Below are 25,868 nucleotides of genomic sequence, written 5' to 3'. Positions count from 1 at the left end.
CGCCTCATGAGGGTAGGCCTCGACGTCGGCGGTACGAAGACCGACGCCGTCGCCGTCGACGACGCGACCGGGGAGGTGGTCGTGCGGGTGCGCCGCCCGACGCGGGTGGGCCCGGAGGGTGTCGTCCGCACGATCGTCGACACGGTGCACGACCTCGCCGGCGAGGTCGGCGTCGCCGTCGCGTCGTTCGCCTCGGTGGGGGTCGGGCTTCCGGGCCAGGTGGACGACCGCGGCGAGCGGGTCGTGCACGCGGTCAATCTGGGGCTCGAGCGGCTGGAGGTGGCATCCGTCGTCGCGTCTGTGCTCGGCACGCCGGTGCGGGTCGAGAACGACGTGAAGGCGGCCGCGCTCGGCGCCTACGCGATCGAACGGCTCGACCGCAGCATGGCCTACCTGAACCTCGGCACGGGCGTGGCCGCCGGCATCGTCGTCGACGGCGACCTGTGGCGCGGTGCACGGGGGGCGGCGGGCGAGGTGGGCCACGTGTCCATCGATCCGCGCGGCCCCGCGTGCCGTTGCGGCCAGCGCGGTTGCATCGAGGCCCTCGCCGGAGGCGGGGCGATCGCCGAGAGGTGGGGGCGCGCGGCCGTGCTGCCGGTGCGCGACGTGTTCGACGCTGCCGACGCCGGCGATCCGCGGGCGGTCGAGCTGCGCGACGGCCTCGCGCGCGGCGTCGCCGCCGCCGTGCGCCTGCTGGTGCTGACGTGCGACGTCGACACCGTCGTGCTCGGCGGCGGGCTGACCGCCCTGCGCGAGCGCCTCACCGTGCCGGTGCAGGCGGCGCTGGACGAGGGCACCGCGACATCCGGATTCCTCCGTTCCCTCGACGTGCCCGCCCGGCTGCGTCTGCTGCCCCCGGCCTCGCCGGCGCCCGCCTTCGGTGCGGCGCTCGTCGGCGCCGCCGCGACCCGGAAGACGATGACCCATGGCTGAGATCGTGATCCTCCCCGACGCGGATGCCGCGGGCTCCCTCGTCGCCCGCGAGATCGCCGCCCTCATCGCCCGCACGCCCGACGCGGTGCTGGGGCTCGCGACCGGTTCCACGCCGCTGCCGGTCTACCGCGCCCTTGCGCGGCTCGTTGCCGACCTCGACGTGTCGCGGGTGCGCGGCTTCGCGCTCGACGAGTACGTCGGGCTCGAGCCGGGGCATCCCGAGTCGTACCGCGCGGTCATCACGCGCGAGGTGGTCGAGCCGCTGGGCCTCGACCCCGACCGGGTGCGCACGCCCGACGGGGCGCTCGAGGGCATCGCGCACGCCGGCGCCGACTACGAACGGGCGATCACCGAGGCGGGCGGGGTGGATCTGCAGATCCTCGGCATCGGCTCCGACGGACACATCGGCTTCAATGAGCCGGGCTCGTCGTTCGCCTCGCTCACGCGCGTGAAGACCCTGACGGCGCAGACGCGGCGCGACAACGCGCGCTTCTTCGCGTCGCCGGGCGACGTGCCGATGCACTGCATCACGCAGGGACTCGGCACGATCCTGCGGGCGCGCCACCTGGTGCTGCTCGCGTTCGGCGAGGGCAAGGCGGCGGCGGTCGCCGGCGCGGTCGAGGGACCGCTGTCGGCCTCGGTGCCCGGGTCGGCGATCCAGCTGCACCCGCACGCCACGGTCGTGATCGACGAGGCCGCGGCGTCGGCGCTGGGCGACGCCGACTACTACCGCTACGCCTGGGCGAACAAGCCGGCCTGGCAGGGTCTGTGACCGGAGCCGCTCACTCCCACGCGAGTCGCAGCAGGTGATTGCGGCTGAGGTTCGCGAGCGGGGTGGATGCGGCATCCGCCGCGGTCAGCCAGCGCAGCTCCTCGATCTCCCCGCCGCGCGCGACGTCGGCATGGCGCACCCGCACCCGGAACGCGTCGGCCACGACCGTGTGGCCGGGCTCGTTCGCCGCTAGATCGCGGAACACGCCGAGCGGCTCGACCTGCGCCGGGTCGACGTGCACGCCGATCTCCTCCGCGATCTCCCGCACGAGCGCCGTCATGGCGTCCTCGCCGGCCTCGGGCTTCCCGCCCGGCTGCTGGAACACGACCGCACCGGCCTTGCGCACCACGACCGCCCGGCCGTGCTCGTCGATCACGACGCCGGCGCTCACCCGGATCTCGGGGGCCGGCTCGAACACCTTCCCCGGGTTGAGGATGCCGGCCGGATCGAACGCCTGCCGCACGCGCTGCTGCAGCTGCCACTGGGCGTCGCCGAGCTCGTCGCGCAGCCACCGGCGCTTCAGCACGCCGACGCCGTGCTCGCCGGTGAGGGTGCCGCCGAGCCGCAGCGCCGCCTGGAACAGCGCGTCCGCCGCCCCCCAGACCGCCGGGGGCACCTCGGGTCCGTCGAAGATGAAGTTGGGGTGCAGGTTGCCGTCACCGGCATGCGCGACCGCGGGGATGCGCAGTCCGTAGCGCGCCTCGACGGCCGCGATCTCGTCGAACATCGCCGCCAGCTGCGAGCGGGGCACCGAGACATCCTCGATGAGGGTCGTGCCGAGCCGCGCCATCGCGGGGTGCATCGACCGGCGGATGCGCAGCAGCTCCTCGCCGCGGGCGGCATCGGTGGTCACCTCGACCTCGCCGCCGTGCGCCGCGAGGATCTGCGCGACCTCGGCGGCCTCGGCGGCGGCCGCGGGGCCGTCGGTCTGGATGGTCAGCTGCGCCGCGCCCGCGGGCGGCGGCGCGAGCTCGAGCAGGTCGTGCACGGCCGCGAGGCTCGCGGCATCCATCAGTTCCATGATGGCGGGCTGCACTCCGGCGGCCGTGACCGCGGCGGATGCCGCGGCAGCGGTGCGCACGTCGGCGAACACCGCCGCGATCGTCGAGACCTCGCCGGGCACGCGACGGCGCAGCTTCAGGGTCGCGCCGACGATGACGCCGAGGGTTCCCTCCGACCCGATGAGCAGCGATGTGAGGTCGTAGCCGGTGACGCCCTTCACGGTGCGGTGGCCGAGGCGCAGCAGGGTGCCGTCGGCGAGCACCGCGTCGACCCCGAGCACCGCGTCGCGCACGACGCCGTACTTCGCGCACAGCAGGCCGCCGGCGCCGGTCGCGATGTTGCCGCCCACGGTCGAGATCGCGCGGGAGGCCGGGTCGGGCGCCCACCACAGGCCGTACGGGGCGAGATGGGCGTCGAGGTCGGCGTTGACGATGCCCGGCTCGACGACGGCGATGAGGTCGTCCGGCCGCACCTCGAGCACACGGTCCATGTGGCGCACCGACAGGGCGATCTCGCCGCCGCCGGCGTTCGCGCCGCCCGCGAGACCCGTGCCGGCGCCACGGGTGACGACGGGGGTGCCGGTGGCGCTCGCGATGCGCAGCACCTGCTGCACGTCGGCGACCGACCGGGCCTCCACGACGCACAGCGGCGGGGCGGATGCCGCGTGGCCCGACGCGTCCGCACGGGCGGCCTCACGCGCGGCGACGCTCACGTCGACGCGGCCGGGCAGCGTCTGCTGCAGCCGGGCGACGACGTCGGCCGCGCTCATCCCAGGCGCCGCAGGCCCGCGATGAGTCCGACCGTCACCGCGACGATGCCGTAGCCGAGGCCGACCCACGCGAGCCCCATCGACCAGAAGGCGATCGTGGCGCTCACGTAGACGAGCAGCTCGACGGCGGCGCGCACGAACGGGTGCACCCGCAGCACCGCGCGGGGGCTGACGAAGAGCGCCCACAGCAGGATCGCCACGACGGGCGCGCCGATGCCGACGACGATGTTCCACGGGAACGGCCAGGCGGCGAAGCCCCAGAAGGCGAGCACGACGAACGCGATGATCTCGCACAGGAACGCCAGCAGGTCGAGCGGCGTCAGGGCGGGGCGGGTGCCCGCGGGAAGCGGCGCGTCGGTCGGAGAACTCACGCCGTCAAGTCTAGATTCGCGCCCGCCGTCCAGACACCGCGCACGGTGAGGCGCGCATCGAGCAGCACAGCATCGGCGAGGCGGCCCGGTGCGAGCGCGCCGAGGTCGTCGCGGGCGATCGCGCGGGCGGGCGCCCCGGTGAGGGCCTCGACCGCGGCGGGCAGGGAGACGCCCGCGGCGACAGCGGTGCGCAGCGCGGCGTCCTGCGTGAGGGTGGAGCCGGCGATCGTGCCGTCCCCGGCGAGGCGTGCGACGCCGTCGCTGACGTCGACGTCGAGCGCGCCGAGCAGGAACCGCCCGTCGCCGGAGCCCGCGGCCGCCATCGCGTCGGTGATGAGCGCGACGCGTCGGGGCGCGGCATCCATCAGCACGCGGATCAGTGCCGGATGCACGTGCACGCCGTCGGCGATCGCCTCGATCGTGACACCGTCGCGGGCCAGTGCCGCCCCCAGCGGCCCCGGCGCGCGGTGGCCGAGCCCGGGCATGGCGTTGAACGCGTGGGTCACGAGGCTCGCGCCGGCGTCGAAGGCGGCGGATGCCTCATCCCACCCGGCCTCGGTGTGTCCGACGGCGACCGCGACCCCCGCTGACACGAGGCGTCGCACGGCGTCAAGCCCGCCGGGGAGTTCGGGGGCGAGCGTCACCTGCACGATCGTGTCGTCGCCCGCGGCGAGGAACGCGTCGAGCAGATGCGCGGTCGGCGGCGTGAGGAGGGCCGCTTCGTGGGCGCCGCGCCGGGCGGGAGCGAGGAAGGGGCCCTCGAGGTGCGAGCCGAGGATGTCGGCATCGGTGCGGGTCAGCTCCGCCACCATCGCGGCGCGGCGGGCGAGCAGCGGCGGCGGCGCGGTCACGAGGGAGACCACCGCCCGGGTCGTGCCGTGCGCACGGTGCAGCGCGCGTGCCGCCCGCACGTCGTCGGGGCCGTCGTCGTAGGCGTGACCCGCGCCGCCGTGCCCGTGCAGGTCGAGGAACCCGGGCGTGAGCACGGCACCGGGGCCGGCGGCATCCGTCGCGTCGACCACGCGCTCCGCGGGTTCCCACCCGTCGCCGCTGCCGATCGCGGCGACCTGCGCGCCCTCGAACCGCACCCACGCGTCGGCGGTCTCGACTCCGGCCGTGACGAGCCGGGCCGAGTGGATCACCGTGCTCGTCATGAGACGCCTCCGAGCGGACGCCACGCGATGCGCGCGACCCGCGCGTGGAAGTCGGCCGCGTCGATGCCGCGCGGTGACCACGCCTTCTCGGCCGCCGACGCGAGCCGCGGCCAGATGAGGCGGTCGATGTCGGCGGCGGTGCGCACCGTCTCGGTCCACATCGCGGCCTCGACCCCGAGGATGTCCGCTTCGGCGACACCGGGGACGACCTCCGCCGGGTCCCAGTCGTACGAGCGTTCGAGGCTCGTCGGGCCGTCGGCCCAGGTGAGGCCGAGCGGCTCGTCGGCGTCGGGCTTCATGTCGAGGTAGATCGCGTCGGCCGGAGAGAGGATGACGCGGCCCCCGCGTCGCACGAATCCGCGGGCCTTCTCGTCCATCCCCTCGATCGGGGTGCGAAAGCCCCAGTACTGCCCGATGGTGCCCTCCGGCAGGTCGGGCGTCGTTCCCGCCTCGTGCCAGGTGACCGGGATCTTGCCGGCATCGATCACGAGCCGGGCGGCGCGTGCGACGAATCGGTCGAAGTCGGCGCGGTCGGTGCCGAGCGCCTCGTCGCCGCCGAGGTGCAGGTAGGGGCCGGGGGTCAGCGCGGCGAGCTCGCCGACGACGTCGCGCACGAAGTCGTACGTCTCCTCGAGGTCGGTGCGCAGCGACGAGAACCCCACCGCGAACCCGGTGTACGGCTCGTCGCGTGTCGGCGCCCCGCCGCCGTAGGCGGCGACGACCTCGTCGATGTGCGGGCTCAGTACGGGGTCGCACGCGATGTCGGGGTAGGCGAGCGAGACGGCGTGGGTGTGTCCGGGCATGTCGATCTCGGGCACGACGGTCATGTGCCGGGAGGTCGCGTGGGCGACGATCGTGCGGTAGTCGTCGGCCGTGTAGAAGCCGCCCGCATCGCCGAGGGCCGCTGTCGCGCTCGCGCGCTCGGTGAGGAGGGGCCGCGTCGCCATCGCCAGGCGCCAGCCCTGGTCGTCGCTCAGATGCAGGTGCAGCACGTTGAGCTTCAGGTCGCTGAGCCGGTCGATGAGGGCCGTCACGACCTCGACCGGGAAGAAGTGGCGCGCCACGTCGAGCATGAACCCGCGGTGCCGGAACCGCGGGGCATCCTCGATCTCGATGGCGGGCACGACCCAGCCCTCGCCGTCGCGGGTGGCGAGCTGCGCGAGGGTGCGACCGGCGTAGAACACGCCCGCGTCGTCGGCGGCGGAGATCTCGATGCCGGACTCGTCGACCCGGAGCCGGTACGACTCCGCGGCCCCCGGGTGGCGCGTGCCGACCACCCCGTGGGCGCCCGGCGCGGGCGCCGCGACGCCGCGCCACGGCGCGGTGCCGGCGACCCGGGTGACGAGCGGGCGGGGGAGCAGCGCGGCATCCGTCATGTAAGGAACCCTAACAAACTACGGATGCCTCGCCCAGACCCTCCGATCCGATATGCTCGACCCGTCGCGACTGGCGTTGAGGTGGGACACCACCGGGGAGCGACCGACACGGTTATCGACCGCACGCCTGGGCCGATACGGAACCCCTTTTTTCCGAACCGTCGTCAGGAGATCGCCATGACCGATTCGTATTTCAACGCCCCGCTCGCCGAGGTCGACCCCGAGATCGCGCAGGTACTCGAACGAGAGCTCGCGCGTCAGCAGGGCTACCTCGAGATGATCGCCTCCGAGAACTTCGTTCCCGTCTCGGTGCTGCAGTCGCAGGGCTCGGTCCTGACCAACAAGTACGCCGAGGGCTACCCCGGACGTCGCTACTACGGCGGCTGCGAGGAGGTCGACGTCGCCGAGGAGCTGGCGATCGCCCGCGCCAAGGCGCTCTTCGGTGCCGAGTTCGCCAACGTGCAGCCCCACTCGGGCGCCACCGCGAACGCCGCCGTGCTGCACGCGATCGCCCGCCCCGGCGACACGCTGCTCGGCCTCTCGCTCGACCAGGGCGGCCACCTCACTCACGGCATGAAGATCAACTTCTCGGGCCGCCTCTACAACATCGTCGCCTACGGCGTCGACCCGGAGACCTCGCTCATCGACATGGACGAGGTGCACCGTCTCGCGGTCGAGCACCAGCCGAAGGTCATCATCGCCGGCTGGTCCGCCTACCCCCGCCACCTCGACTTCGCGCGCTTCCGTGCCATCGCCGACGAGGTCGGCGCTCTCCTCTGGGTCGACATGGCCCACTTCGCCGGGCTCGTCGCCGCGGGCGTGCACCCCTCGCCCGTTCCGCACGCGCACGTCGTCTCCTCGACCGTGCACAAGACCATCGGCGGCCCCCGCTCGGGCTTCATCCTCACCAACGACGCCGAGCTCGCGAAGAAGATCAACTCTGCCGTCTTCCCGGGCCAGCAGGGCGGCCCGCTCATGCACGTGATCGCCGCGAAGGCCACCGCGTTCAAGCTCGCCGGCACACCGGAGTTCAAGGACCGCCAGGAGCGCACCGTGCGCGGTGCGGCCCTCATCGCCGACCGGCTCGGCCAGGCCGACGTCGCCGGCGCCGGCATCACCGTGCGCTCCGGCGGCACCGACGTGCACCTCGTGCTCGTCGACCTCCGCAACGCGGAGCTCGACGGCAAGCAGGCCGAAGACCTGCTGCACGAGATCCACATCACCGTCAACCGCAACGCGGTGCCCAACGACCCGCGTCCGCCGCTGGTCACCTCGGGCCTGCGCATCGGCACTCCGGCGCTCGCGACCCGCGGCTTCGGGGACGCCGAGTTCACCGAGGTCGCCGACATCATCGCGCTCGCGCTCGTGCCCGGCGCCGACCTCGAGGCGCTGCGCACCCGCGTCGCTGCCCTCACCGCAGCCTTCCCGCTCTACGACGGCCTGCAGCAGTAAATCCGCTTCCGGGCGCGGGGGCTGCGGCCCCCGCGCCACGAAAGGACGACCCGTGACAGCAGAACGACTCGACGGCAGGGCCACCGCCGCCGCCATCAAGGACGAGCTGCGGGTGCGCGTGGCCGCGCTCGCCGCGCAGGGCGTGGTGCCCGGCATCGCGACCGTGCTCGTCGGCGCCGACCCCGCCTCCCAGCTCTACGTCGGCATGAAGCACCGCGAGGCGGAGGCGATCGGCATGGCCTCACTCCACGTCGAACTGCCGGGCGACGCCACGCAGGACGATGTGGAAGCGGCGATCGACGCGCTCAACGCCGACCCGGCGTGCCACGGCTACATCGTGCAGCTCCCGCTCCCCGGGCACCTCGACACCGAGCGGGTGCTCGAGCGCATCGACCCCGCGAAGGACGCCGACGGGCTGCATCCGACCAACCTCGGCCGACTCGTGCTCAACGTCAACGGCACGATCACCAGCCCCCTCCCGTGCACGCCGCGGGCGGTCATCGAGCTGCTGCAGCGCAACGGCTACGACCTGAACGGCAAGGATGTCGCGGTCGTCGGCCGCGGCGTCACGATCGGCCGGTCGATCGGTCTACTGCTCACCCGCCGCGAGATCAACGCGACGGTGACCCTCACCCACACCGGCACGCGGGACCTCGGAGCGCACCTGCGGCAGGCCGACGTCATCGTCGCCGCGGCGGGCGTGGCCCGCCTCGTGCGCGCCGAGCATGTGAAGCCGGGTGCGGCGGTGCTCGATGTCGGCGTCACCCGCGAGCGGGATCCCGAGACCGGCAAGTCGATCGTCTACGGCGATGTGGCCCCGGAGGTCGCGGAGGTCGCCGGCTTCCTCTCGCCGAACCCCGGCGGGGTGGGACCGATGACCGTGGCGCTGCTGCTGACGAACGTCGTCGAGGCCGCCGAGCGGGCCGTCGCATCCTGACGCAACCCTACGGTCGGCTCCCTCCCGGGTGCGCGTGGCAGAGTGGTCCCACGCCGCGGGCGGAAGGACAGCAGTAATGAGTGAGGTCGCCACCAAGCGGGCCTACGACTCGTCGGGCCGGCGCAAGGCAGCCGAAGAGCGCAGCAGACGGATCCTCGAAGCCGCGGCGCGCCACTTCGACGAGTGGGGCTGGCCGGGCACGACGATCGCCGCGATCGCCGCCGAGGCGGATGTCTCCGAGAATCTCGTGTTCCAGAGGTTCTCGTCGAAGTTCGATCTCCTGATGGCGGTGATGAGGGCCGGTGCATTCGGCCGCGCCCCCGACCTGCGCGGCGCGCTCGCCGAGCTCGACATGTCCGCCATCGCCGACCCCGGTGAGCGCCTCGAGCGCTTCCTCGACCTCGCGTGCGCCGCCGTGCCGCACTTCGCGCATTACGCGATCGTGTGGGCGCAGGCGTCCGCGTCCGATGACCGGGCCCGGGATCAGATGGATGCCGCGGCCCGCGCCCATCGCGACAACGTGCTCACTGTCGTGCGGGGCCTCACGGGAAGGCCGGACACCCCGGCGGATCTCGTGGACCGGGTGACCGTCGCGACCTCGGCGGAGACCTACCTCCAGTTCGCCCAGCTCGGGTGGGAGATGTCGTCGTACCGGGTGTGGCTGCGTGCCACGCTGCGGGGCATCCTGGCACTCGATCGAATCGTTACGTAAGCACCTTCCCTCGGGCCGCCTGCGCTCGTATATTCAGAGGAGTCCGCTCGTGTCAATTCGCGGCGGACCGTCGACCCGGGGGTAGCGGGGTGGCGGGGGGTGTCGAGAGCGCCGGGGGTTCTCGACACCCCCCGCCCTTTCTGTCAGCGACGCGTCAGTAGCCGGCGCGGGGCGCCGCGTCGTCGCCCGGCACGAAGCGGGCGGCGAGGGCCTCGGAACCGCGGGCGAGCAGGGTGACATCGGCGCCCACGAGCACGAACGACGCGCCCGCGGCGATGTAGGCATCGGCGACAGCCGGGTCGAACGCGTTCACGCCGACCGGCTTCCCGGCCGCGCGGACCGCGTCGAACGCCCGGTGTACGGCCGCCACGACATCGGGATGAGTCTGCTGGCCGAGCACGCCCATCGATGCCGCCAGGTCGCTCGGACCCACGAACACACCGTCGACGCCGTCGACCGCTGCGATCTCGGCGGCCGCGGCCACGCCCTCGGCCGTTTCGATCTGCACCAACAGCGAGACGTGCCGGTCGGCGTCGGCGAGATAGTCGTCGACGCGGTTCCAGCGTGCCGAGCGGGCGAGCGCCGAGCCGACGCCGCGGCGACCGTGGGGCGGGTAGCGCACATCGGCGACGAGCTCGGCGGCCTGCGCGGCCGAGGACACCATCGGCACGAGCACCGTCTGCGCGCCGAGATCGAGCACCTGCTTGATGGTGACGGTGTCGCCGATCGGCACCCGTACGACGGATGTCACGGGGTACGACGCCACCGCCTGCAGCTGCGCGAGCACATCGGCGAGGCCGTTGGGGGAGTGCTCCATGTCGATGAGCACCCAGTCCAGGCCCGACCCCGCACAGATCTCGGCGACGAGCGGCGAGCCGGTGCAGGCCCAGATGCCCGCCAGCGCGCGCGGCGACGAAGAGGCGCGCTGCGCCGCGAGCACATCGCGCAGGGTCGGGGTCAGGCGAAGCGGCACGAGATGACCCCCAGCGGTCCGTAGTCGGCGAGCACGGTGTCGCCGCGCGAGATCCACGTCGGGCGGGTGAACGAGCCCGCCAGGATGATCTCCCCCGCCTCGAGCCCGGCGCCGTGCTGGTGCAGCTTGTTCGCGAGCCACGCCACCCCGAGGGCGGGGTGGCCGAGGATGCCGGCCGCGACGCCGGTCTCCTCGATCGTCTCGTTGCGGTACAGCAGGGCCGAGATCCAGCGAAGGTCGACAGCGTCGGGGGCGACCGGCGACCCGCCCAGCACCATGCCGCCGTAGGCGGCGTTGTCGCTGATCGTGTCGACGATCGTGCGCCCGTCGAGCTCGATGTGGGAGTTCAGCACCTCGAGCGCCGGTGTCACGTACTCGGTGGCCCGCAGCACGTCGAACACCGAGCAGTGCGGACCCTCGAGAGGGGCGGCCAGCACGAACGCCAGCTCGACCTCGATGCGCACGTTCGAGAACGCGTCGAACGGGATCGTCGCGCCGCTCTCCCACACCGTGTCGTCGAACATCACTCCGTAGTCGGGCTCGGTGATGCCGGTCGCCTGCTGCATCGCCCGCGACGTCAGCCCGATCTTGCGGCCGACGAGGCGACGGCCCGCCGCAAGGCTGCGGTCGCGCCATACGCCCTGGATGGCGTACGAGTCCTCGACGGTCGCGTCGGGGTGGCGCGCCGTGATGCGCGGCACGACACGCTTCTCGCGGTCGGCGACCGCGAGCTCCTCGGCGAGCGAGGCGATGACCTCGGGGGGCAGCATCCGGATGTCTCCTCTCGCCCTGAACGCTACAGCTGCGCGCCGAGCTTGAACTCGCCTGCGGCGACGCTCTCCTCGTCGCGTCGCGTGTAGGAGAAGCCGTCGGCGCCGATCGTGACCGCCATCTCCGAGGCGTCCGTGCGTGCCACGACGGGCTTCGGGTTGCCGTCGAGGTCGAGCACGAGCGACGCATCGGTGTACCACGAGGGCACGACGGGGTTGCCCCACCAGTCGCGGCGCTGGTTGTCGTGCACGTCCCACGTCACGACCGGGTTGTCGGGGTCGCCCGTGTAGTAGTCCTGCGTGTAGATCTCGACGCGGTGGCCGTCGGGGTCGCGCAGGTAGAGGTAGAACGCGTTCGAGACGCCGTGGCGACCCGGTCCCCGCTCGATCGCGTCGGAGCGGCGGAGGGCACCGAGCTTGTCGCAGATCGCGAGGATGTTGTGCTTCTCGTGGGTCGAGAAGGCGACGTGATGCATGCGGGGGCCGTCGCCGCCGGTCATGGCGGTGTCGTGCACGGTGGGCTTGCGGCGCATCCACGCGGCGTAGACGGTGCCCTCGTCGTCCTGGATGTCCTCGGTCACCCGGAAGCCGAGATCCTGCATGAACGCGACCGCGCGGGGCACGTCGGGGGTGACCTGGTTGAAGTGGTCGAGACGCACGAGCGCGCCCGGGGTGTACAGGTCGTAGCGCCAGGCGAGACGCTCGACGTGCTCGACCTCGTAGAAGAACTCGTACGGGAAGCCGAGCGGGTCCTCGACGCGCACCGACTCGCCGATGCCCTTCGTGAAGCCCTCCGCACGACGCTCGACGCGGCATCCGAGCTCGGTGTAGAACGCAACCGCGCGGTCGAGGTCCTCGGGCGTGCGCACGCGGTACGAGAACGCGGCGACGGCGGCGACCGGACCCTGACGCAGCACCAGGTTGTGGTGGATGAACTCCTCCATCGAGCGGAGGTAGACCGTGTTCTCGTCCTCCTCGGTGACCACGAGGTCCAGCACGTCGACGTAGAACTCGCGCGACGCGGCGAGGTCGGTCACGACGAGCTCCATGTACGCGCACCGCAGGATGTCGGGTGCCGGCGAGGTCGGCGTGGGCACCGGGTTGTCGGTGCGGATCGGCGCCTCCTGGGAGACGTAGAAGCCCGACGAGGTCAGGGTGCGGTCTTCGGGATTGGTCATGTCAGCGTCCTTGCTCGATGGTGGGAAGAAGAAGGGATGCCGCGGCGACTGCCCGCGGCATCCGGGTCAGTGGTGGGTCCTCGCGCCCTTGCCGAAGGTCGGGTTGTGCACCTCGCCGAGGGTGATGTGCACGGCCTGCTGCTCGGTGTAGAAGTCGATGGAGCGGTAGCCGCCCTCGTGGCCGAGGCCGGACGCCTTCACGCCGCCGAACGGAGTGCGCAGGTCCCGCACGTTGTTGGAGTTCAGCCACACCATGCCGGCGTCGATCGCCTGCGCGAAGTTGTGGGCGCGCTTCAGGTCGTTCGTCCACACGTAGGCGGCGAGTCCGTAGCGCACGCCGTTGGCGAGGGCGAGGGCCTCCTCGTCGGAGTCGAACGGCGTGATCGCCACGACCGGGCCGAAGATCTCCTCCTGGAAGATGCGCGCGTCCGGGGCGACGTCGGCGAACACCGTCGGCGACACGAAGTTGCCCGTCTCGAAGCCCTCCGGACGGGACCCGCCCGCGACCAGGCGCCCCTCGGACTTGCCGATCTCGACGTAGCTCATGACCTTCGCGTAGTGCTCCGGGTGCACGAGCGCGCCGACCTCCGTGGCGGGGTCGTGCGGATAGCCCACCGTCACGCGCTTCGCCTGTGCCGCGTAGCGCTCGACGAACTCGTCGTAGATCCCGCGCTCGACGAGGATGCGGCTGCCGGCCGTGCAGCGCTCGCCGTTGAGGGAGAACACCCCGAAGATGGTCGCGTCGATCGCGGCATCCAGATCGGCGTCGGCGAACACGATCGCCGGGCTCTTGCCGCCGAGCTCCATCGACAGGCCCTTGAGGAACGGGGCCGCGTTGCCGAAGATGATCTGGCCGGTGCGGCTCTCGCCGGTGAAGGAGATCAGCGGCACGTCCGGGTGCTTCACGAGGGCGTCGCCGGCGTCCTCGCCGAGACCGTTCACGAGGTTGAAGACGCCCTGCGGCAGGCCGGCCTCCTCGAAGATGCCGGCCCACAGCGATGCCGACAGCGGCGTGAACTCGGCGGGCTTGAGCACCACGGTGTTGCCGGTGGCGAGCGCGGGGGCGAGCTTCCACGACTCGAGCATGAACGGGGTGTTCCACGGGGTGATGAGTCCCGCGACGCCGATCGGCTTGCGGTTCACGTAGTTGATCTGGCGCCCCGGGACCTTGTAGGTGTCGTCGGCCTGGGCGACGATCAGGTCGGCGAAGAAGCGGAAGTTCTCGGCGGCGCGGCGCGCCTGGCCGAGCGCCTGTGTGATCGGCAGCCCCGAGTCGAACGACTCCAGCTCGGCGAGGCGGGCGTCGCGGGTCTCGACGATGTCGGCGATGCGGGTGAGCACGCGGGCGCGTTCGCGCGGCAGCATCCGCGGCCACGGACCCTCGTCGAATGCGCGGCGTGCGGCGGCGACGGCGCGGTCGATGTCGGCCTTCTTGCCGGCGGCGGCCTGCAGGTACACCTCGTTCGAGACCGGGTCGAGCACGTCGAACGTGTCGCCGTCGATCGAGTCGACGAAGGCGCCGTCGATGTAGTGCTGAATGCGCGTGGGCAGATCGGCGGGAACGTGGTGGGTGTCGAGTGCGACGGTGGTGTCGGACATGGGACCTCCTCGAAGGGTCAGAAGGCGGGAAGCCCGAGGGCTTCGTCGGGGTGTTCGTGGATCATGTAGGCGTCGAGCGTGGCGGAGCGGTGGCGGCGGGCCGCCTTCTCGATCTCGCCGAGCGGGGCGCCCTGCTCGATGAGCAGCACGATGTTCTCGTGCTCGTGCACCGACTCCTGGGCGCGGCCCGGGACGAAGCTGAAGGTCGAGTCGCGCAGATGGCCGAGCCGGCCCCACTCCGCCTCGACGAGCTCGAGCATGCGGGGGTTCGCGCACTTCGAGAACAGCGTCGAGTGGAACTCGTGGTTGAGGCTCGTGAACGCGCGGGGGTCGAAGCTGTCGAGGGTCTCGATCATCAGCTCGTTGATGCGGCGGGCCCGGCGCAGGTCGTCGGCCGTGAGCCGGCGGGCGGCGAGCGCCGTGGCCGTCCCCTCGAGGATGCTCAGGGCCTGCATGCTGTAGCGGTACTGCGTGTCGTCGACCATCGAGACCCGCGCGCCGACGTTGCGCTCGAAGGTCACCAGCCCCTCGGCCTCGAGCTGCCGGATCGCCTCGCGCACCGGCACCACGCTCATGTCGAGCTCGCCCGCGATGCCGCCGAGCACCAGGCGGTGGCCGGGCGCGAACAAGCCGCTCGCGATGCGCTCCTTGATGAAGTGGTACGCCTGCTGCGACTTGCTCAGGTCGGCGAGGCGCTCGGCGCCCCGCTCGCTCGTCAGTTCGTCTCGCGCCATGCGCGGTACCTCGCCTTCCACTCCTCGTTGGGCGGGAAGAGGCCGTCGACGGGATGTCCCTCCCGCACGCGGTCCGCCACCCAGGCATCCTCCTCCTCCTGTGCGAGGGCCGCCTCGACGACCTCCGCGACAAGGGCGGGTGGGATGACGATGACACCGTCGGCGTCGCCGACGATGACGTCTCCGGGCTGCACGACGGTGCCGCCGCAGGCGATCGTGACGTCGACGTCCCAGGGCACGTGGCGGCGTCCGAGCACGGCGGGGTGGGCGCCCACCGTGTAGACCGGGATGCCCACGGCGGTGACGGCGTCGGCGTCGCGCACGCCGCCGTCGGTGACGACGCCGGCCGCGCCGCGCGCCTGAGCGCGCAGTGCGAGGATGTCGCCGAGCGTGCCGGAGCCGCTCTCGCCACGGGCCTCGATGACGATGACCTCACCCGGTCGCACGTCGTCGAAGGCGCGCTTCTGCGCGTTGTAGCCGCCGCCGTGCGAGGCGAACAGGTCTTCGCGATGCGGGAGGAAGCGCAGCGTCTTGGCGAGTCCGACGAGCTTCTGATCGGGATGCAGCGGCCGCACGCCGTCGATCGTCACGTTGTTGAGCCCGCGCTTGCGCAGCTGCGCCGAGAGGCCGGCGACCGGGGTGAGGGCGAGCTTCGCCCGCAGGTCGTCGTCGAGGGCGAACGGGCGGGGGAGCGGCGGGAGGCCCGCCTCCTCGCGCGATCCCCAGGCCTCGGCGCGCTGGGTGTCATCGACCGCGGGAAGCGAGCCGAGGGTCTCGTCGAAGACGTCGTCGCCCTCGACCACGCGCGAGCGCAGGCGGCCCGACGTGGGGGAGCCCGCGGCATCCGGGGCGTCGACCTCGACCTCGACGACGGACCCCGGGCGCACGACGGACGAGCCCGCCGGGGTGCCGGTGAGGATGACGTCACCGCGCTCGAGCGTCATGTGCTGGGTGAGGTCGGCGACGATCTGGGCCAGGGGGAAGATGAGGTCGGCGGTGGTGTCGTCCTGCGCGAGGACGCCGTCGACCCAGGTGCGCACGCGCAGCGCGGCGGGGTCGACGGTGCGCGCGTCGATGAGGCCGGGCCCGATCGGGGTGAACCCGTCGCGGCCCTTGGAGCGCACGTTGGATCCCTTGTCGACGGCGCGGAGGTCGTACACGCCGACGTCGTTCGAGGCGGTGACCCACCCGACGTGCGCCCAGGCGTCGGCGAGCGTCACCCGGTGGGCGGGGGTGCCGATCACGAGCGCGATCTCGCCCTCGAAGGCGAGCAGCTCGGTGCCGGCGGGGCGCACGAGCACGCCGTCGGTGGGGGCGAGGGTGCTCGACGGCTTCAGGAAGTAGCTCGGCTGCGCAGGCCGGCGGCCCCGCTGGTCGGCGCGGGACGCGTAGCTGAGGTGCACGGCGATGACCTTGCCAGGCCTCGTCGGCAGCGCCGCGAACCGCGGATCGGCCGCGGTATCGGTGTCGTGAGTCATGAGCTCCCTCGCTCTTGCGTCGTATTCGAAATCGTATATGATCAACCGCACACCGGCAAGCCGCACCATCACCCTGCCGGAGACGATGAAGTCCCCTTGACGAAGGAGTCACCGCGCATGAGCGCAGAAGCAGAGCAGGGCTTGACGCCCACCGGAACCATCGCGTCGGCGGTCGACCGTCGACGCGTCGTCTTCGCCACAGTCGTCGGCACCACGGTCGAGTGGTACGACTTCTTCATCTACGCCTCGGCCGCCGCGCTCGTGTTCGGCGAGCTGTTCTTCAAGCCGGCCGGTGCCGGCGTCGCCACGATCCTCTCGTTCCTCACGGTGGGGATCAGCTTCCTGTTCCGTCCGCTCGGAGCATTCCTCGCGGGCCATTTCGGCGATCGCATCGGCCGTCGCCGCGTGCTCGTGCTCACGCTCATCCTGATGGGCGCCGCGACGGCGCTCATCGGACTTCTGCCGACGTACTCGGCGATCGGGATCGGCGCGCCGCTCATCCTCATCCTGCTCCGCGTCCTGCAGGGCATCTCCGCCGGAGGCGAATGGGGTGGTGCCGTCCTGATGGCCGTCGAGCACGCACCGCGCACGAAGCGCGGTCTCTTCGGGGCCTCGCCCCAGATCGGCGTGCCGATCGGGCTTCTGCTCGCCTCCGGAGTGATGGCCCTGATGGCGCTCATCGCACGCGGGGACGCATTCCTCGCGTGGGGATGGCGAGTGCCGTTCCTGCTCAGCATCGTGCTCATCTTCATCGGCTACTGGGTGCGTCGTCGCGTCGAGGAGAGCCCGGTCTTCGTCGAGATCGCCGAGCGCAAGGAGCAGACGCGCATGCCCATCGTGCAGCTGTTCCGGCGCCACGCCCTGCTCGTCATCATCGCGGCGCTCGTCTTCGCCGGCAACAACGCGGTCGGGTACATGACGACCGGCGGCTACATCCAGAACTACGCCACCGACCCGAAGGGTCCGATCGCGCTCGACCGTGAACCGGTGCTCTGGGCGGTCGCCGGATCCGCTGTCACATGGCTCATCGCCACGTGGGTCGCGGGATGGCTCAGCGACCGCATCGGGCGTCGCACCACCTACATCATCGGATGGGTCGCCCAGCTTGTCGGCGTCTTCACCCTGTTCCCGCTCGTGAACAGCGGCAGCGTGGGCGCTCTGTTCCTCGGACTCGCCATCCTCACGATCGGACTGGGGTTCACCTACGGTCCTCAGGCGGCCCTGTACTCCGAGCTGTTCCCCGCCTCGATCCGTTTCTCCGGGGTGTCGATCTCGTACGCGCTCGGCGCGATCCTCGGTGGCGCGTTCGCTCCGACCATTGCGACGGCGCTCGTGCAGGCCACCGGCTCGACCCTCTCGGTCACGGTCTACCTCGCCGGCATGACGGTGATCGGCCTGATCGCGACGCTCCTCTTGCGCGATCGCAGCGGCATCCCACTCGGCCCCGAGCATGAGGCCGAGCAGGCGAAGAGCCCGATCTACGGAGCGGCGCGCGGCTGACGCGTTCCGCGACGAGGCCCGCACGTCCGAGGAGTCGGCGTGCGGGCCTCGTCGTCGCGCCCGACCGGGCGTCGTCGAGGTGTTCCGCCTGGTGACCCCCGCCGTGCGCTGAGCCGTCAGCCGTCGAGGGCCGAGCGGATCGCGGCGGCGCACCGCTCGAGGCGCCGGGCGATGGGCTCGGGGTCGTCGGGGCTGGCGACGTGCACGACGGCGATGGCGGCGGCGGGCCGTCCGCGCAGGGCGAGCGGCACGGCGACGGCCCGCACGGTCGGGATGACCTCGTCGGCGCTCGTCGCGTATCCGAGTTCTCCGGCGGCGCGCACCTGGGCGCGCAGGGCGTCGGAGGCGCCGGGGGGCCATTCGCCGGGGGCGAGCTGCGCGAGGATCGCCTTGCCGGGTGCGCCGACGGTCACGGCGTGACGGGCGCCCGGTCGCTGGGCGACCGAGGCGACGGCGTGGCGCGGTTCGACGCTGGCGAGGGTGACGCACTCGTCGCGGTCGTGCACCGCGAGGAAGCACGTCATGCCGAGCTCGTTGGCGACGGCGGTGAGCTCGGGCAGTGCCTCGGCCTGCAGGTCGGCGGAGACCCGCGAGGCGAGCGCGGCGAGCCGGGCGCCGAGGGCGAGCCTGCCGCCGGCGTCCCGCACGACGAGTGCGTGGTCCTCGAGGGTGCGCACGAGCCGGTAGGCGACCGAGCGGTGCACGCCGAGTCGCGCGGCGACCTCGTCGATCGAGAGCGGACCGGTCGCCTCGGCGAGCACCTCGAGCACGCGGATGCCGCGGCTGAGGGTCTGCGAGGCGGGCTGATCGCGGGCGCTCTCGGGGGGCATGCGGCATCCTCTCGTCGCCGTTCCCTTGTGGGCGCCGGACGTCGTCGTATACGATCCATTCAATAGTAGAACGGCGTGTTCGAATATAGAACATAGCGCGCGAGCGCCCCGCCGTCCACACCCTCGACGTCGATGTCGCAGGAAGGGATCGAAGACGATGCAGTTCCACCACCACGGTTACGTGTCCGCCGACCCGCGGGTGCAGCCCGCCGCCGGCATCGGCCTCGACCGGCCCGCCGATCTCCCCGACGCCGTCGACGTGCTCATCGTCGGGTCGGGCCCCGCGGGCATGCTCCTCGCCGCCCAGCTCTCGCAGTACCCGAGCGTCGTGACCCGCATCGTCGAGAAGCGGGAGGGACGCCTCGTGCTCGGCCAGGCCGACGGCATCCAGCCGCGCAGCGTCGAGACGTTCCAGGCCTTCGGGTTCGCCGAGCGCATCGTGGCCGAGGCCTACAACATCGGCTGGATGAACTTCTGGGGACCCGACCCCGCCGATCCCACCGCCATCGTGCGGCGCTCCCGCACGGCCGACTACGCCTTCGACATCAGCGAGTTCCCGCACCTCATCGTCAACCAGGCGCGCGTGCTCGACTACTTCGCCGAGGCCGCCGCCGCCGGCCCCGGCCGCATCGTTCCCGACTTCGGCGTCGAGTTCGCCGGCCTCACCCGCGACGACGCCGAGGAGTATCCGCTCGCCGTCGAGCTGCGTACCGCCGAGGGCGCCCGCACCGTGCGGGCGAAGTACGTCGTCGGCTGCGACGGCGCCCGCAGCCAGGTGCGCGAGGCGATCGGCCGCCGCCACCTGGGCGGCATCTCGGCCCACGCCTGGGGGGTCATGGACGTGCTCGTCGAGACCGACTTCCCCGACTGGCGCGTGAAGTGCGCGATCAACTCCGAGGCCGGCAACATCCTGCACATCCCGCGCGAGGGCGGCTACCTCAGCCGCATGTACATCGACCTCGGCGAGGTCGCCGCCGATGACGACCACCGCGTGCGTCAGACGCCCATCGAGGACGTCATCCGTCGGGCCAACGAGATTCTGCATCCGTACTCGATCGACGTGAAGGATGTCGCGTGGCACAGCGTCTACGAGGTGGGACACCGCGTCACCGACCGGTTCGACGACGTGCCGGACGACGGGTCGCGCTCGCCCCGGGTGTTCCTCACCGGTGACGCGTGCCACACGCACAGTGCGAAGGCCGGGCAGGGCATGAACGTGTCGATGCAGGACGGCTTCAACCTGGGCTGGAAGCTCGGCTCCGTGCTGACAGGTCTCAGCCCCGAGACGCTGCTCGACACGTACTCGTCGGAACGGCAGCCCGTCGCCCAGCAGCTCATCGACTTCGACCGGGAATGGTCGTCGCTCATGGCGCGCAAGCCCGAGGAGATCTCCGACCCCGGCGACCTCGCCACCTACTACCTCGCCACCGCCGAGTTCCCGTCGGGGTTCATGACCCAGTACCCGCCGTCGTCGATCGTCGCCGCCCACGCCCGCCCCGAGCTCGCCACCGGGTTCCCGCTCGGCAAGCGCTTCAAGTCCTCGCCCGTCGTGCTGGCGAGCGACGGCAACGTCGTTCACCTCGGGCACCACGCGCGCGCCGACGGCCGCTGGCGCATCTACGCGTTCGGCGACGCCGACGGACTCGCCGAGGGCTCCGCGCTCTCGCGGTTCGCCGACTGGCTGCTCACGGGCGACGCGTCGCCGGTGCGGCGCTTCACCCCCGCGGATGCCGCGCTCGACGCCGTGTTCGACGTCAAGGCGATCGTGCCCCAGAGCTTCGAGGACGTCGACGTCACCGCCGCACCGCGGGTGTTCCGTCCGCGCAACGGCGCGCTCGGGATCACCGACTGGGAGAAGGTGTTCGCCGCCGGCGCGAGCCGCTGGAACGACAGCGACATCTACGCCGAGCGCGGCATCGACCGGGCGGGCGCGGTCGTGGTCGTGCGCCCCGACCAGTACGTCGCCGACGTGCTCTCGCTCGCCGACACCGACGCGCTCGCCGCGTTCTTCGAGGGCACCCTGCTGCCGCAGCGGCAGCCGGCCGCCGTCTGACTCACCGCGGTGCGCGGGCGCCGTCGAGCCGCAGCTCCTCCAGGTCGAGGCCCGACTGCAGTCGACGGGCGACGAGGTCGTCGATCGTGCCCTCGCGCCGCAGGCGCAGCAGCACCTCGCGCTTGCGTCCGAGCAGGGCGAGCCGCAGTCGGGATGCCTCGTCGAACCGCACGATCGGGGAGCGCTGCGCGACATCCACGTCGGTGCTCGACGCGAGCATCTCGAGAGGCGCCGCCGCCGCGGCACCGCTCGGCGCGACGAACGACGTCGTCGAGGTGTCCGCGCGCACCGCGTCGTCGTCGGTCGTCGCGATCACGATCTCGAGCTCGGCGATCTCGCGGTTGAGCAGCGTCTGACGCTGTCGTTCGAGTGCACGGGCGTTGGCGAGCTCGAGGTGCTCGTAGCCGTCGCGCCGGGCGCGGTCGCGCACGTCGTCGCTGATGCCGTGCTCGAGGGCGAGGTCGTCGAGGGCCGCGAGGGCGGCCGCCGAGATCGCCCGCTGGGCGATCTCGATCTCGTCGAGGTCGGCGTCGTCCTGCGGCAGGCGCGCCCACCGTACGACGCCGACGAGCAGCGGCCCCTGCACGAGCAGGCTCAGCACGATGACCCCGGCGGTGACGAACACGACGGCGTCGCGTCCGTCGAGGGGCGCGCCCGCCGCGGTCACCGTCGGCACCGAGAGGGCGATCGCGAGCGAGACCGCGCCGCGGAATCCGGCCACCGTGCTCACGAGGCGCGACCGGTGCCGGGGACCGGCGGCCGCGCCCGCGGGCGGGCGCGAGAACGGGGCGAACAGCAGTTGGAAGAGGTACCGCACAACCAGGAGCGCGAGCCAGGCGCCCACGGTCACGAGCGAGAGCCACCCGATCTGCGCGGGGGAGATCTCGTGCACCACGTGCTGCACCTCGAGACCGATGAGCACGAACAGCGCACCGTTGAGCAGGTAGACGCCGAGGGGCCACGCGGCATCCGCCTGCCGTCTCGACGAGGCTGTCGTCACCCGCGGCGAGACCCAGGCCACGATGATGCCCGCGAACACGACCGCGAGCACGCCCGACGCGTCGATCAGCTCGGCGATGAGGAAGGCGGTGAACGGCACGAGCAGCAGGGTCAGGTTGATCGCGAGGGTTCCCGACAGGCGCCGTAGCAGCAGGTACGCGGCGGCCGCCACGACGATACCGGCCGCGGCTCCGCCGACGTACGACACGAGCACCGTGAGGGTGACGCTCCACGGCGTGATCTGGCCGCCGAGGGCGAGGGAGAGAGCGATCGCGTAGAGCACGAGGGCCGTGCCGTCGTTCGTCAGGCTCTCCGCCTTGAGCTTCATGAAGGTGCGCGCGGGCAGCAGGCGTCCGAGCGCCGCGACCGCCGTGGCATCCGGCGGGGCGACCGCCGCCCCCAGCAGCAGGGCCGCCTCCCACGGCACACCCATCGCCGCGGCGATGCCGGCGACGGCGAACGCGGACGCCACGACCAGCAGCGTGCTCATCGGCACGATGTAGCGCAGCGACCGGCGCACCGCCCGCAGCGATGTCGTGAGGCTCTCCCAGAACAGCATCACGGGGAGGAACAGCAGCAGCACGGTCTCCGGCGGGAGCTCCACACCGCGCAGGGCCGGCACGAATCCGAGCGCGAGCCCGATGATCAGGAGCACCAGCGGGGTGGCGAGCCGCAGCCTCGGCGCGAGCAGCGTCCCGGCGAGGATCGAGACCCCCAGCAGCACCGTGAGTTCGAGGCCTTCCATGGCGGCTCCCTTCGTCGCGCTCCAGTGTGCGCCCGCATCACAACGCTGCGCCAGGGACCGGCATTCCCCCTCTCGGTGACGGTCGTCCGCGTCAGGAGTTCACGCGGATGATCTCCCGCTGGTAGGGCGCGATCACGTCGGGCGAGATGCGCAGATCGAGCATGAGGAACCGCCGCTCGCCGACCGGCTCCGCCGCCCACGTGCCGAGCCGGTCGAGGTCGGCGAGCGAGCGCACCACGACTCCCTCGGCACCGACGGCCGTCCCGAGGGCCGCGAAGTCGACGTCGGGGATGAGCATGGGCTCCGTCGCGAGGCCCTTCAGGCCGTAGAGGTTCACCTCGGCGCCATACGCGCCGTCGTTCCACACGACCGCGACCCCCCGGCCGCCCGCCACCCGCACCGCCGACTCGAGGTCTGCGAGCGCCATCAGTCCGCCGCCATCGCCGGTGGTGAGCACCACGGTCGAGTCCGGCCGCGCGAGGGCTGCGCCCGGCACGCTCGCGAGCCCCAGTCCGATCGACTGGTAGGCGGTGCCGACCATCATGGCGCGGTCGGGGGAGGTGACATCCCAGTACATGTTCGACCAGCCGAGGAAGTGTCCGCCGTCGCTCACGACCACCCGGTCGCGCGGCAGCAGCTCACCGATGCGCGCCGCGGCCGAGCGGGGATCGAGGCGGCCGTCCGGGGCGAGTGCGTCGCCGGCCTCCCGCGCCCGCCAGCCGGCGACCTCGTCGGCGGACGCCCAGGGCGCTCGCGACGCGGAGCCGATGGCGTCACGCAGCACCTCGGCGGCGAGCCGCGCGTCGGCGCGCACGTACACACCGACATGAGGATGCGTCGCCGCCGGCGCCACATCCACCTGCACGACATGCGTGCCCGGGGAGAACAGCTCGCCGAAGCGCATCGTGAACTGGTTGAGCGAGGCGCCGAACACGACGGCGACGTCGGCCCGGGCGATGGCGGCCATCGCGCCGTCCGCACCGAAGCCGCCCGTGACGCCGAGGTCGCGCGCCGGGTCGGCGAACAGGCCGCGCCCGAGGGCGGTCGTGGCGGTGAGCGCGCCGGTCGCCGACGCGAGGGCGTCGAGGGCCGGGCCCGCCCCCGCCAGCCAGGCACCGCGCCCCGCGATCAGCACGGGCCGCGACGCCCCGGCGAGCAGCTCGCCGACACGACGCAGGGTCGCCGTGTCGAAGCCGGGCTGCACGGCCAGCGGTGCGGGCACCGCGGGGGCCGCGGCATCCGGCACGTCACCCGCGTCGCGCCGCGCGACGTCGTAGGGGATCGCGAGCACCGCGGGTACCCGGTAGGCGAGGGCGTGCTCGATGGCGATCGCCGTGGTGGCCGCGGCATCCGTGCGCCCGACCGTGTACGTGCGCGCGCCGACGGCCGACGCGAGGGCGATCTGGTCGACGTCCCACGGACGTGGCCCCGATGTCGGCTCGTCGCCGACGACGAGCACGAGCGGCACGTGGGCCTGCACCGCCTCGGCGAGGGCGGTGAGGGTGTTGGTGAAGCCGGCGCCGTAGGTGGCGGTGGCGGCGGCGATGCGTCCGGACGCGCGGTAGTGCGCGTCGGCGGCGACGACCGCGCCCGCCTCGTGCCGCAGCGCGGTGTAGGTCGCGGCGGTGCCGGTCACGAGGGCATCGAGGAAGTAGGCGTTGCCGTTGCCCATCACGCCGAAGACGTGATCGACGTGTCGGGCGAGGGTGTGGGCAACGTGGGCGGAGACGGTGGGCATGGCGAAGCGCTTTCGACAGGAACGGAACTGAGGCCGTGTGTGTCTCGCGCGCCGGCAGGCGGCTTCGTGCCCTTTTTTCGAGCACCGGGGCGTCGATGCCCGCGGACACGGTGAGTATACGACGCGTGCGGAGGCCGTCGTCAGCGACCGACGATGCGCCGCGCTGTCGAGGTGACGTTCGTGTGATCGCCGTGATGGCGAAACGTCCCGCGCACGACGGCGTGAGAATGGGACCGAACCACCGATTGATCGTATACGATCCATACCAGGGCGCCCGCGCGGCCGCCCGTGACGAGGGAGTCCCATGAGCGAGAACCGCGAGCGCGACCTGCTGGCCGCCGTCCCCGACAGCCTGTTCATCGGCGGCGAATGGCGTCGCGGCGAACGCGAGAGCACCGTCAAGGTCTACGACCCGGCGACCGGGGAGCTCATCAAGGAGATCGCGGATGCCTCGCCCGCCGACGGCATCGCGGCACTGGATGCCGCGGCCACCGCGTTCGAGACGTGGTCGCGCACGCCGTCACGTCAGCGCGCCGAGATCCTGCGCCGCGCGTTCGACCTGCTGCAGGAGCGCAAGGAGGACTTCGCGCTGCTGATGACCCTCGAGATGGGGAAGCCCCTCGCCGAGGCCCGCGGAGAGGTCGCGTACGGCGGCGAGTTCCTGCGCTGGTTCAGCGAGGAGACCGCCCACGTGCAGGGCCGGTACGGCGCGAACCCCGAGGGCACCGGCCGCATGATCGTCTCGCAGCACGCCGTCGGGCCCTGCTTCCTCATCACCCCCTGGAACTTCCCGCTCGCGATGGCGACCCGCAAGATCGCGCCCGCGCTCGCCGCCGGGTGCACGGTGGTCGTCAAGCCCGCCGAGCTGACCCCGCTCACGACCCTCGCCTTCGCCAAGCTGCTCGAAGATGCGGGCGTGCCCGCCGGTGTCGTCAACGTCATCACGACCTCCACCTCGGGCGCCGTGTCCGAGCCGATCATCCGCGACCCGCGGCTGCGCAAGCTCTCGTTCACGGGTTCCACCCCGGTGGGCCAGCGTCTGCTCGAGCAGGCCTCGCAGGGCGTGCTGCGCACCTCCATGGAGCTCGGCGGCAACGCGCCGTTCGTCGTGTTCGACGACGCCGACCTCGACAAGGCCGTCGACGGCGCGATCGCTGCGAAGTTCCGCAACATCGGCCAGGCCTGCACGGCCGCCAACCGCTTCATCGTGCACCGCTCGGTCGCCGACGAGTTCGCCCGCCGGGTCACCGAGCGGGTCGAGGCGTTCGGCATCGGACGCGGAACCGAGGACGGCGTCACCATCGGCCCGCTCATCGACGACCGAGCGGTCGCCAAGGCGCAGAGCCTCGTCGCCGACGCCGTCGGGCGCGGCGCGAGCCTGCGCACCGGCGGCTCGCCGATCGACCGGCCCGGTACGTTCTTCGAGCCGACGGTGATCTCCGACGTGCCGGCGGGAAGCGACATCCTTCGGGAGGAGATCTTCGGACCGGTGCTCGCCATCGTCCCGTTCGACGACGAGGACGACGCGGTCGCGCTCGCCAACTCGACCGAGTACGGACTCGTGTCATACGTCTACACCGAGAACCTCGCCCGCGGGCAGCGCATGATCGAGCGCCTCGAGACCGGGATGATGGGCCTGAACATCGGCGTCGTGTCGAACGCCGCCGCCCCCTTCGGCGGGTGGAAGCTCTCCGGGCTCGGCCGCGAAGGCGGCGCCGAGGGCATCCACGAGTACCTGCAGACCAAGTACACGTTGACGCCGAACCCTTTCGCCTGAGTTCGCCGATGTCGAC

Annotated in this window: 21 protein-coding genes, 1 pseudogene and 1 riboswitch; of the genes and pseudogenes, 8 read left to right on the top strand and 14 right to left on the bottom strand. The window is 72.2% G+C overall.

Going from position 1 to position 25,868, the window contains the following annotated elements:
* The first annotated feature begins 6 nt into the window (after nt 1-6).
* Complete coding sequence (locus tag FFS51_RS10365; RefSeq protein ID WP_137878289.1) at nt 7-933, top strand: ROK family protein; 927 nt, start codon at nt 7-9, stop codon at nt 931-933.
* Nucleotides 926-1,705, top strand: coding sequence for a glucosamine-6-phosphate deaminase (locus tag FFS51_RS10360; protein WP_045245873.1), 780 nt, complete (start codon nt 926-928; stop codon nt 1,703-1,705). The genes FFS51_RS10365 and FFS51_RS10360 overlap by 8 nt, the downstream gene beginning before the upstream one ends.
* Before the next feature lie 10 nt (nt 1,706-1,715).
* Here FFS51_RS10360 and FFS51_RS14905 read toward each other — a convergent pair whose 3' ends face one another.
* From FFS51_RS14905 to FFS51_RS10340, 5 genes and pseudogenes are all read right to left on the bottom strand, one after another.
* The gene (locus FFS51_RS14905; protein ID WP_283205736.1) at nt 1,716-2,081 is read right to left on the bottom strand and encodes an NUDIX hydrolase; all 366 of its coding nucleotides are present in this window, start codon (nt 2,079-2,081) and stop codon (nt 1,716-1,718) included.
* Nucleotides 2,082-2,111: 30 nt separating this feature from the next.
* Nucleotides 2,112-3,476 (bottom strand): annotated as a pseudogene (locus tag FFS51_RS10355) (FAD-binding oxidoreductase); the annotation flags it as partial.
* Nucleotides 3,473-3,847 (bottom strand): YrdB family protein, encoded by a 375-nt coding sequence (locus FFS51_RS10350; protein ID WP_045245874.1) that lies wholly within the window; start codon nt 3,845-3,847, stop codon nt 3,473-3,475. The gene FFS51_RS10350 and the pseudogene FFS51_RS10355, both read right to left, overlap by 4 nt.
* Nucleotides 3,844-5,001: an N-acetylglucosamine-6-phosphate deacetylase gene (gene nagA / locus FFS51_RS10345; protein ID WP_137878288.1), complete on the bottom strand. Its 1,158-nt coding sequence runs from the start codon at nt 4,999-5,001 to the stop codon at nt 3,844-3,846. Before nagA ends, FFS51_RS10350 begins: the two co-directional genes overlap by 4 nt.
* Entirely contained in the window at nt 4,998-6,377 is a 1,380-nt protein-coding gene (locus tag FFS51_RS10340) for a beta-N-acetylhexosaminidase (protein ID WP_137878287.1), read from the bottom strand. Before FFS51_RS10340 ends, nagA begins: the two co-directional genes overlap by 4 nt.
* A 56-nt stretch (nt 6,378-6,433) precedes the next feature.
* Nucleotides 6,434-6,517, top strand: a riboswitch (ZMP/ZTP riboswitch).
* A gap of 37 nt (nt 6,518-6,554) precedes the next feature.
* On the opposite strand from FFS51_RS10340, the gene glyA reads away from it, so the two are divergent.
* The 3 genes from glyA (at nt 6,555) to FFS51_RS10325 (ending at nt 9,478) form a co-directional block, all read left to right on the top strand.
* Nucleotides 6,555-7,829 carry a serine hydroxymethyltransferase gene (gene glyA, locus FFS51_RS10335; RefSeq protein ID WP_137878286.1) on the top strand — a complete coding sequence of 425 codons (1,275 nt, stop codon included), beginning with the start codon at nt 6,555-6,557 and terminating at the stop codon, nt 7,827-7,829.
* Nucleotides 7,830-7,881: 52 nt separating this feature from the next.
* Nucleotides 7,882-8,766: a bifunctional methylenetetrahydrofolate dehydrogenase/methenyltetrahydrofolate cyclohydrolase gene (locus FFS51_RS10330; protein WP_137878285.1), complete on the top strand. Its 885-nt coding sequence runs from the start codon at nt 7,882-7,884 to the stop codon at nt 8,764-8,766.
* Between the two features lie 76 nt (nt 8,767-8,842).
* Complete coding sequence (locus FFS51_RS10325) at nt 8,843-9,478, top strand: TetR/AcrR family transcriptional regulator (RefSeq protein WP_048809480.1); 636 nt, start codon at nt 8,843-8,845, stop codon at nt 9,476-9,478.
* A 154-nt stretch (nt 9,479-9,632) separates the two neighbouring features.
* Here the strand turns inward: FFS51_RS10325 and FFS51_RS10320 are convergent, their stop codons facing one another.
* From FFS51_RS10320 to FFS51_RS10295, 6 genes are all read right to left on the bottom strand, one after another.
* Nucleotides 9,633-10,451: an aldolase/citrate lyase family protein gene (locus FFS51_RS10320; protein WP_045248197.1), complete on the bottom strand. Its 819-nt coding sequence runs from the start codon at nt 10,449-10,451 to the stop codon at nt 9,633-9,635.
* Entirely contained in the window at nt 10,436-11,221 is a 786-nt protein-coding gene (hpaH, locus tag FFS51_RS10315) for a 2-oxo-hept-4-ene-1,7-dioate hydratase (RefSeq protein ID WP_137878284.1), read from the bottom strand. The genes FFS51_RS10320 and hpaH overlap by 16 nt, the downstream gene beginning before the upstream one ends.
* A 26-nt stretch (nt 11,222-11,247) precedes the next feature.
* Nucleotides 11,248-12,399, bottom strand: coding sequence for a 3,4-dihydroxyphenylacetate 2,3-dioxygenase (gene hpaD, locus FFS51_RS10310; RefSeq protein WP_045248199.1), 1,152 nt, complete (start codon nt 12,397-12,399; stop codon nt 11,248-11,250).
* Nucleotides 12,400-12,465: 66 nt separating this feature from the next.
* Nucleotides 12,466-13,998, bottom strand: a complete 1,533-nt coding sequence (gene hpaE / locus FFS51_RS10305) for a 5-carboxymethyl-2-hydroxymuconate semialdehyde dehydrogenase (RefSeq protein ID WP_137878283.1) — start codon at nt 13,996-13,998, stop codon at nt 12,466-12,468.
* A 17-nt stretch (nt 13,999-14,015) separates the two neighbouring features.
* Nucleotides 14,016-14,732 (bottom strand): GntR family transcriptional regulator, encoded by a 717-nt coding sequence (locus tag FFS51_RS10300; protein WP_045248201.1) that lies wholly within the window; start codon nt 14,730-14,732, stop codon nt 14,016-14,018.
* The gene (locus FFS51_RS10295) at nt 14,714-16,210 is read right to left on the bottom strand and encodes a fumarylacetoacetate hydrolase family protein (RefSeq protein ID WP_137878282.1); all 1,497 of its coding nucleotides are present in this window, start codon (nt 16,208-16,210) and stop codon (nt 14,714-14,716) included. The genes FFS51_RS10300 and FFS51_RS10295 overlap by 19 nt, the downstream gene beginning before the upstream one ends.
* 117 nt (nt 16,211-16,327) lie before the next feature.
* Here FFS51_RS10295 and FFS51_RS10290 point away from each other — a divergent pair, with 117 nt between their 5' ends.
* A complete protein-coding gene (locus tag FFS51_RS10290; protein WP_137878281.1) occupies nt 16,328-17,710 on the top strand; it encodes an MFS transporter in 1,383 nt (460 codons plus the stop codon).
* Between the two features lie 116 nt (nt 17,711-17,826).
* Here the strand turns inward: FFS51_RS10290 and FFS51_RS10285 are convergent, their stop codons facing one another.
* On the bottom strand, nt 17,827-18,540 hold the full coding sequence (locus tag FFS51_RS10285; RefSeq protein WP_137878280.1) for an IclR family transcriptional regulator: 714 nt from the start codon (nt 18,538-18,540) through the stop codon (nt 17,827-17,829).
* A gap of 157 nt (nt 18,541-18,697) precedes the next feature.
* Between FFS51_RS10285 and FFS51_RS10280 the strand changes: the two genes are divergently transcribed.
* Nucleotides 18,698-20,593, top strand: coding sequence for an FAD-dependent monooxygenase (locus FFS51_RS10280; RefSeq protein WP_137878279.1), 1,896 nt, complete (start codon nt 18,698-18,700; stop codon nt 20,591-20,593).
* Nucleotide 20,594: 1 nt separating this feature from the next.
* Here the strand turns inward: FFS51_RS10280 and FFS51_RS10275 are convergent, their stop codons facing one another.
* A complete protein-coding gene (locus FFS51_RS10275) occupies nt 20,595-22,337 on the bottom strand; it encodes a Na+/H+ antiporter (protein ID WP_137878278.1) in 1,743 nt (580 codons plus the stop codon).
* 91 nt (nt 22,338-22,428) lie between these two features.
* Nucleotides 22,429-24,075, bottom strand: a complete 1,647-nt coding sequence (locus FFS51_RS10270) for a thiamine pyrophosphate-binding protein (protein ID WP_137878277.1) — start codon at nt 24,073-24,075, stop codon at nt 22,429-22,431.
* A 304-nt stretch (nt 24,076-24,379) separates the two neighbouring features.
* On the opposite strand from FFS51_RS10270, the gene FFS51_RS10265 reads away from it, so the two are divergent.
* Nucleotides 24,380-25,852: an NAD-dependent succinate-semialdehyde dehydrogenase gene (locus tag FFS51_RS10265; protein WP_056207891.1), complete on the top strand. Its 1,473-nt coding sequence runs from the start codon at nt 24,380-24,382 to the stop codon at nt 25,850-25,852.
* The last annotated feature ends 16 nt before the right edge of the window (nt 25,853-25,868 follow it).

The organism is Microbacterium sp. 4NA327F11 (assembly GCF_005503465.1).
In the GTDB taxonomy this organism is placed as follows: Bacteria; Actinomycetota; Actinomycetes; order Actinomycetales; family Microbacteriaceae; genus Microbacterium; species Microbacterium ginsengisoli.
Note: the sequence above shows the minus strand (reverse complement) of the source record. Positions and strands in the feature narration are given on the sequence as shown.

Coding starts and splice junctions, on each gene's coding strand:
- FFS51_RS10265 (WP_056207891.1), top strand. CDS start 24,380: ATGAGCGAGAACCGCGAGCGCGACCTGCTGGCCGCCGTCCCCGACAGC.
- FFS51_RS10365 (WP_137878289.1), top strand. CDS start 7: ATGAGGGTAGGCCTCGACGTCGGCGGTACGAAGACCGACGCCGTCGCC.
- FFS51_RS10300 (WP_045248201.1), bottom strand. CDS start 14,732: ATGGCGCGAGACGAACTGACGAGCGAGCGGGGCGCCGAGCGCCTCGCC.
- FFS51_RS10295 (WP_137878282.1), bottom strand. CDS start 16,210: ATGACTCACGACACCGATACCGCGGCCGATCCGCGGTTCGCGGCGCTG.
- glyA (WP_137878286.1), top strand. CDS start 6,555: ATGACCGATTCGTATTTCAACGCCCCGCTCGCCGAGGTCGACCCCGAG.
- hpaD (WP_045248199.1), bottom strand. CDS start 12,399: ATGACCAATCCCGAAGACCGCACCCTGACCTCGTCGGGCTTCTACGTC.
- hpaE (WP_137878283.1), bottom strand. CDS start 13,998: ATGTCCGACACCACCGTCGCACTCGACACCCACCACGTTCCCGCCGAT.
- FFS51_RS10360 (WP_045245873.1), top strand. CDS start 926: ATGGCTGAGATCGTGATCCTCCCCGACGCGGATGCCGCGGGCTCCCTC.
- FFS51_RS10290 (WP_137878281.1), top strand. CDS start 16,328: ATGAGCGCAGAAGCAGAGCAGGGCTTGACGCCCACCGGAACCATCGCG.
- FFS51_RS10340 (WP_137878287.1), bottom strand. CDS start 6,377: ATGACGGATGCCGCGCTGCTCCCCCGCCCGCTCGTCACCCGGGTCGCC.
- nagA (WP_137878288.1), bottom strand. CDS start 5,001: ATGACGAGCACGGTGATCCACTCGGCCCGGCTCGTCACGGCCGGAGTC.
- FFS51_RS10280 (WP_137878279.1), top strand. CDS start 18,698: ATGCAGTTCCACCACCACGGTTACGTGTCCGCCGACCCGCGGGTGCAG.
- FFS51_RS10270 (WP_137878277.1), bottom strand. CDS start 24,075: ATGCCCACCGTCTCCGCCCACGTTGCCCACACCCTCGCCCGACACGTC.
- hpaH (WP_137878284.1), bottom strand. CDS start 11,221: ATGCTGCCCCCCGAGGTCATCGCCTCGCTCGCCGAGGAGCTCGCGGTC.
- FFS51_RS10285 (WP_137878280.1), bottom strand. CDS start 18,540: ATGCCCCCCGAGAGCGCCCGCGATCAGCCCGCCTCGCAGACCCTCAGC.
- FFS51_RS10275 (WP_137878278.1), bottom strand. CDS start 22,337: ATGGAAGGCCTCGAACTCACGGTGCTGCTGGGGGTCTCGATCCTCGCC.
- FFS51_RS10325 (WP_048809480.1), top strand. CDS start 8,843: ATGAGTGAGGTCGCCACCAAGCGGGCCTACGACTCGTCGGGCCGGCGC.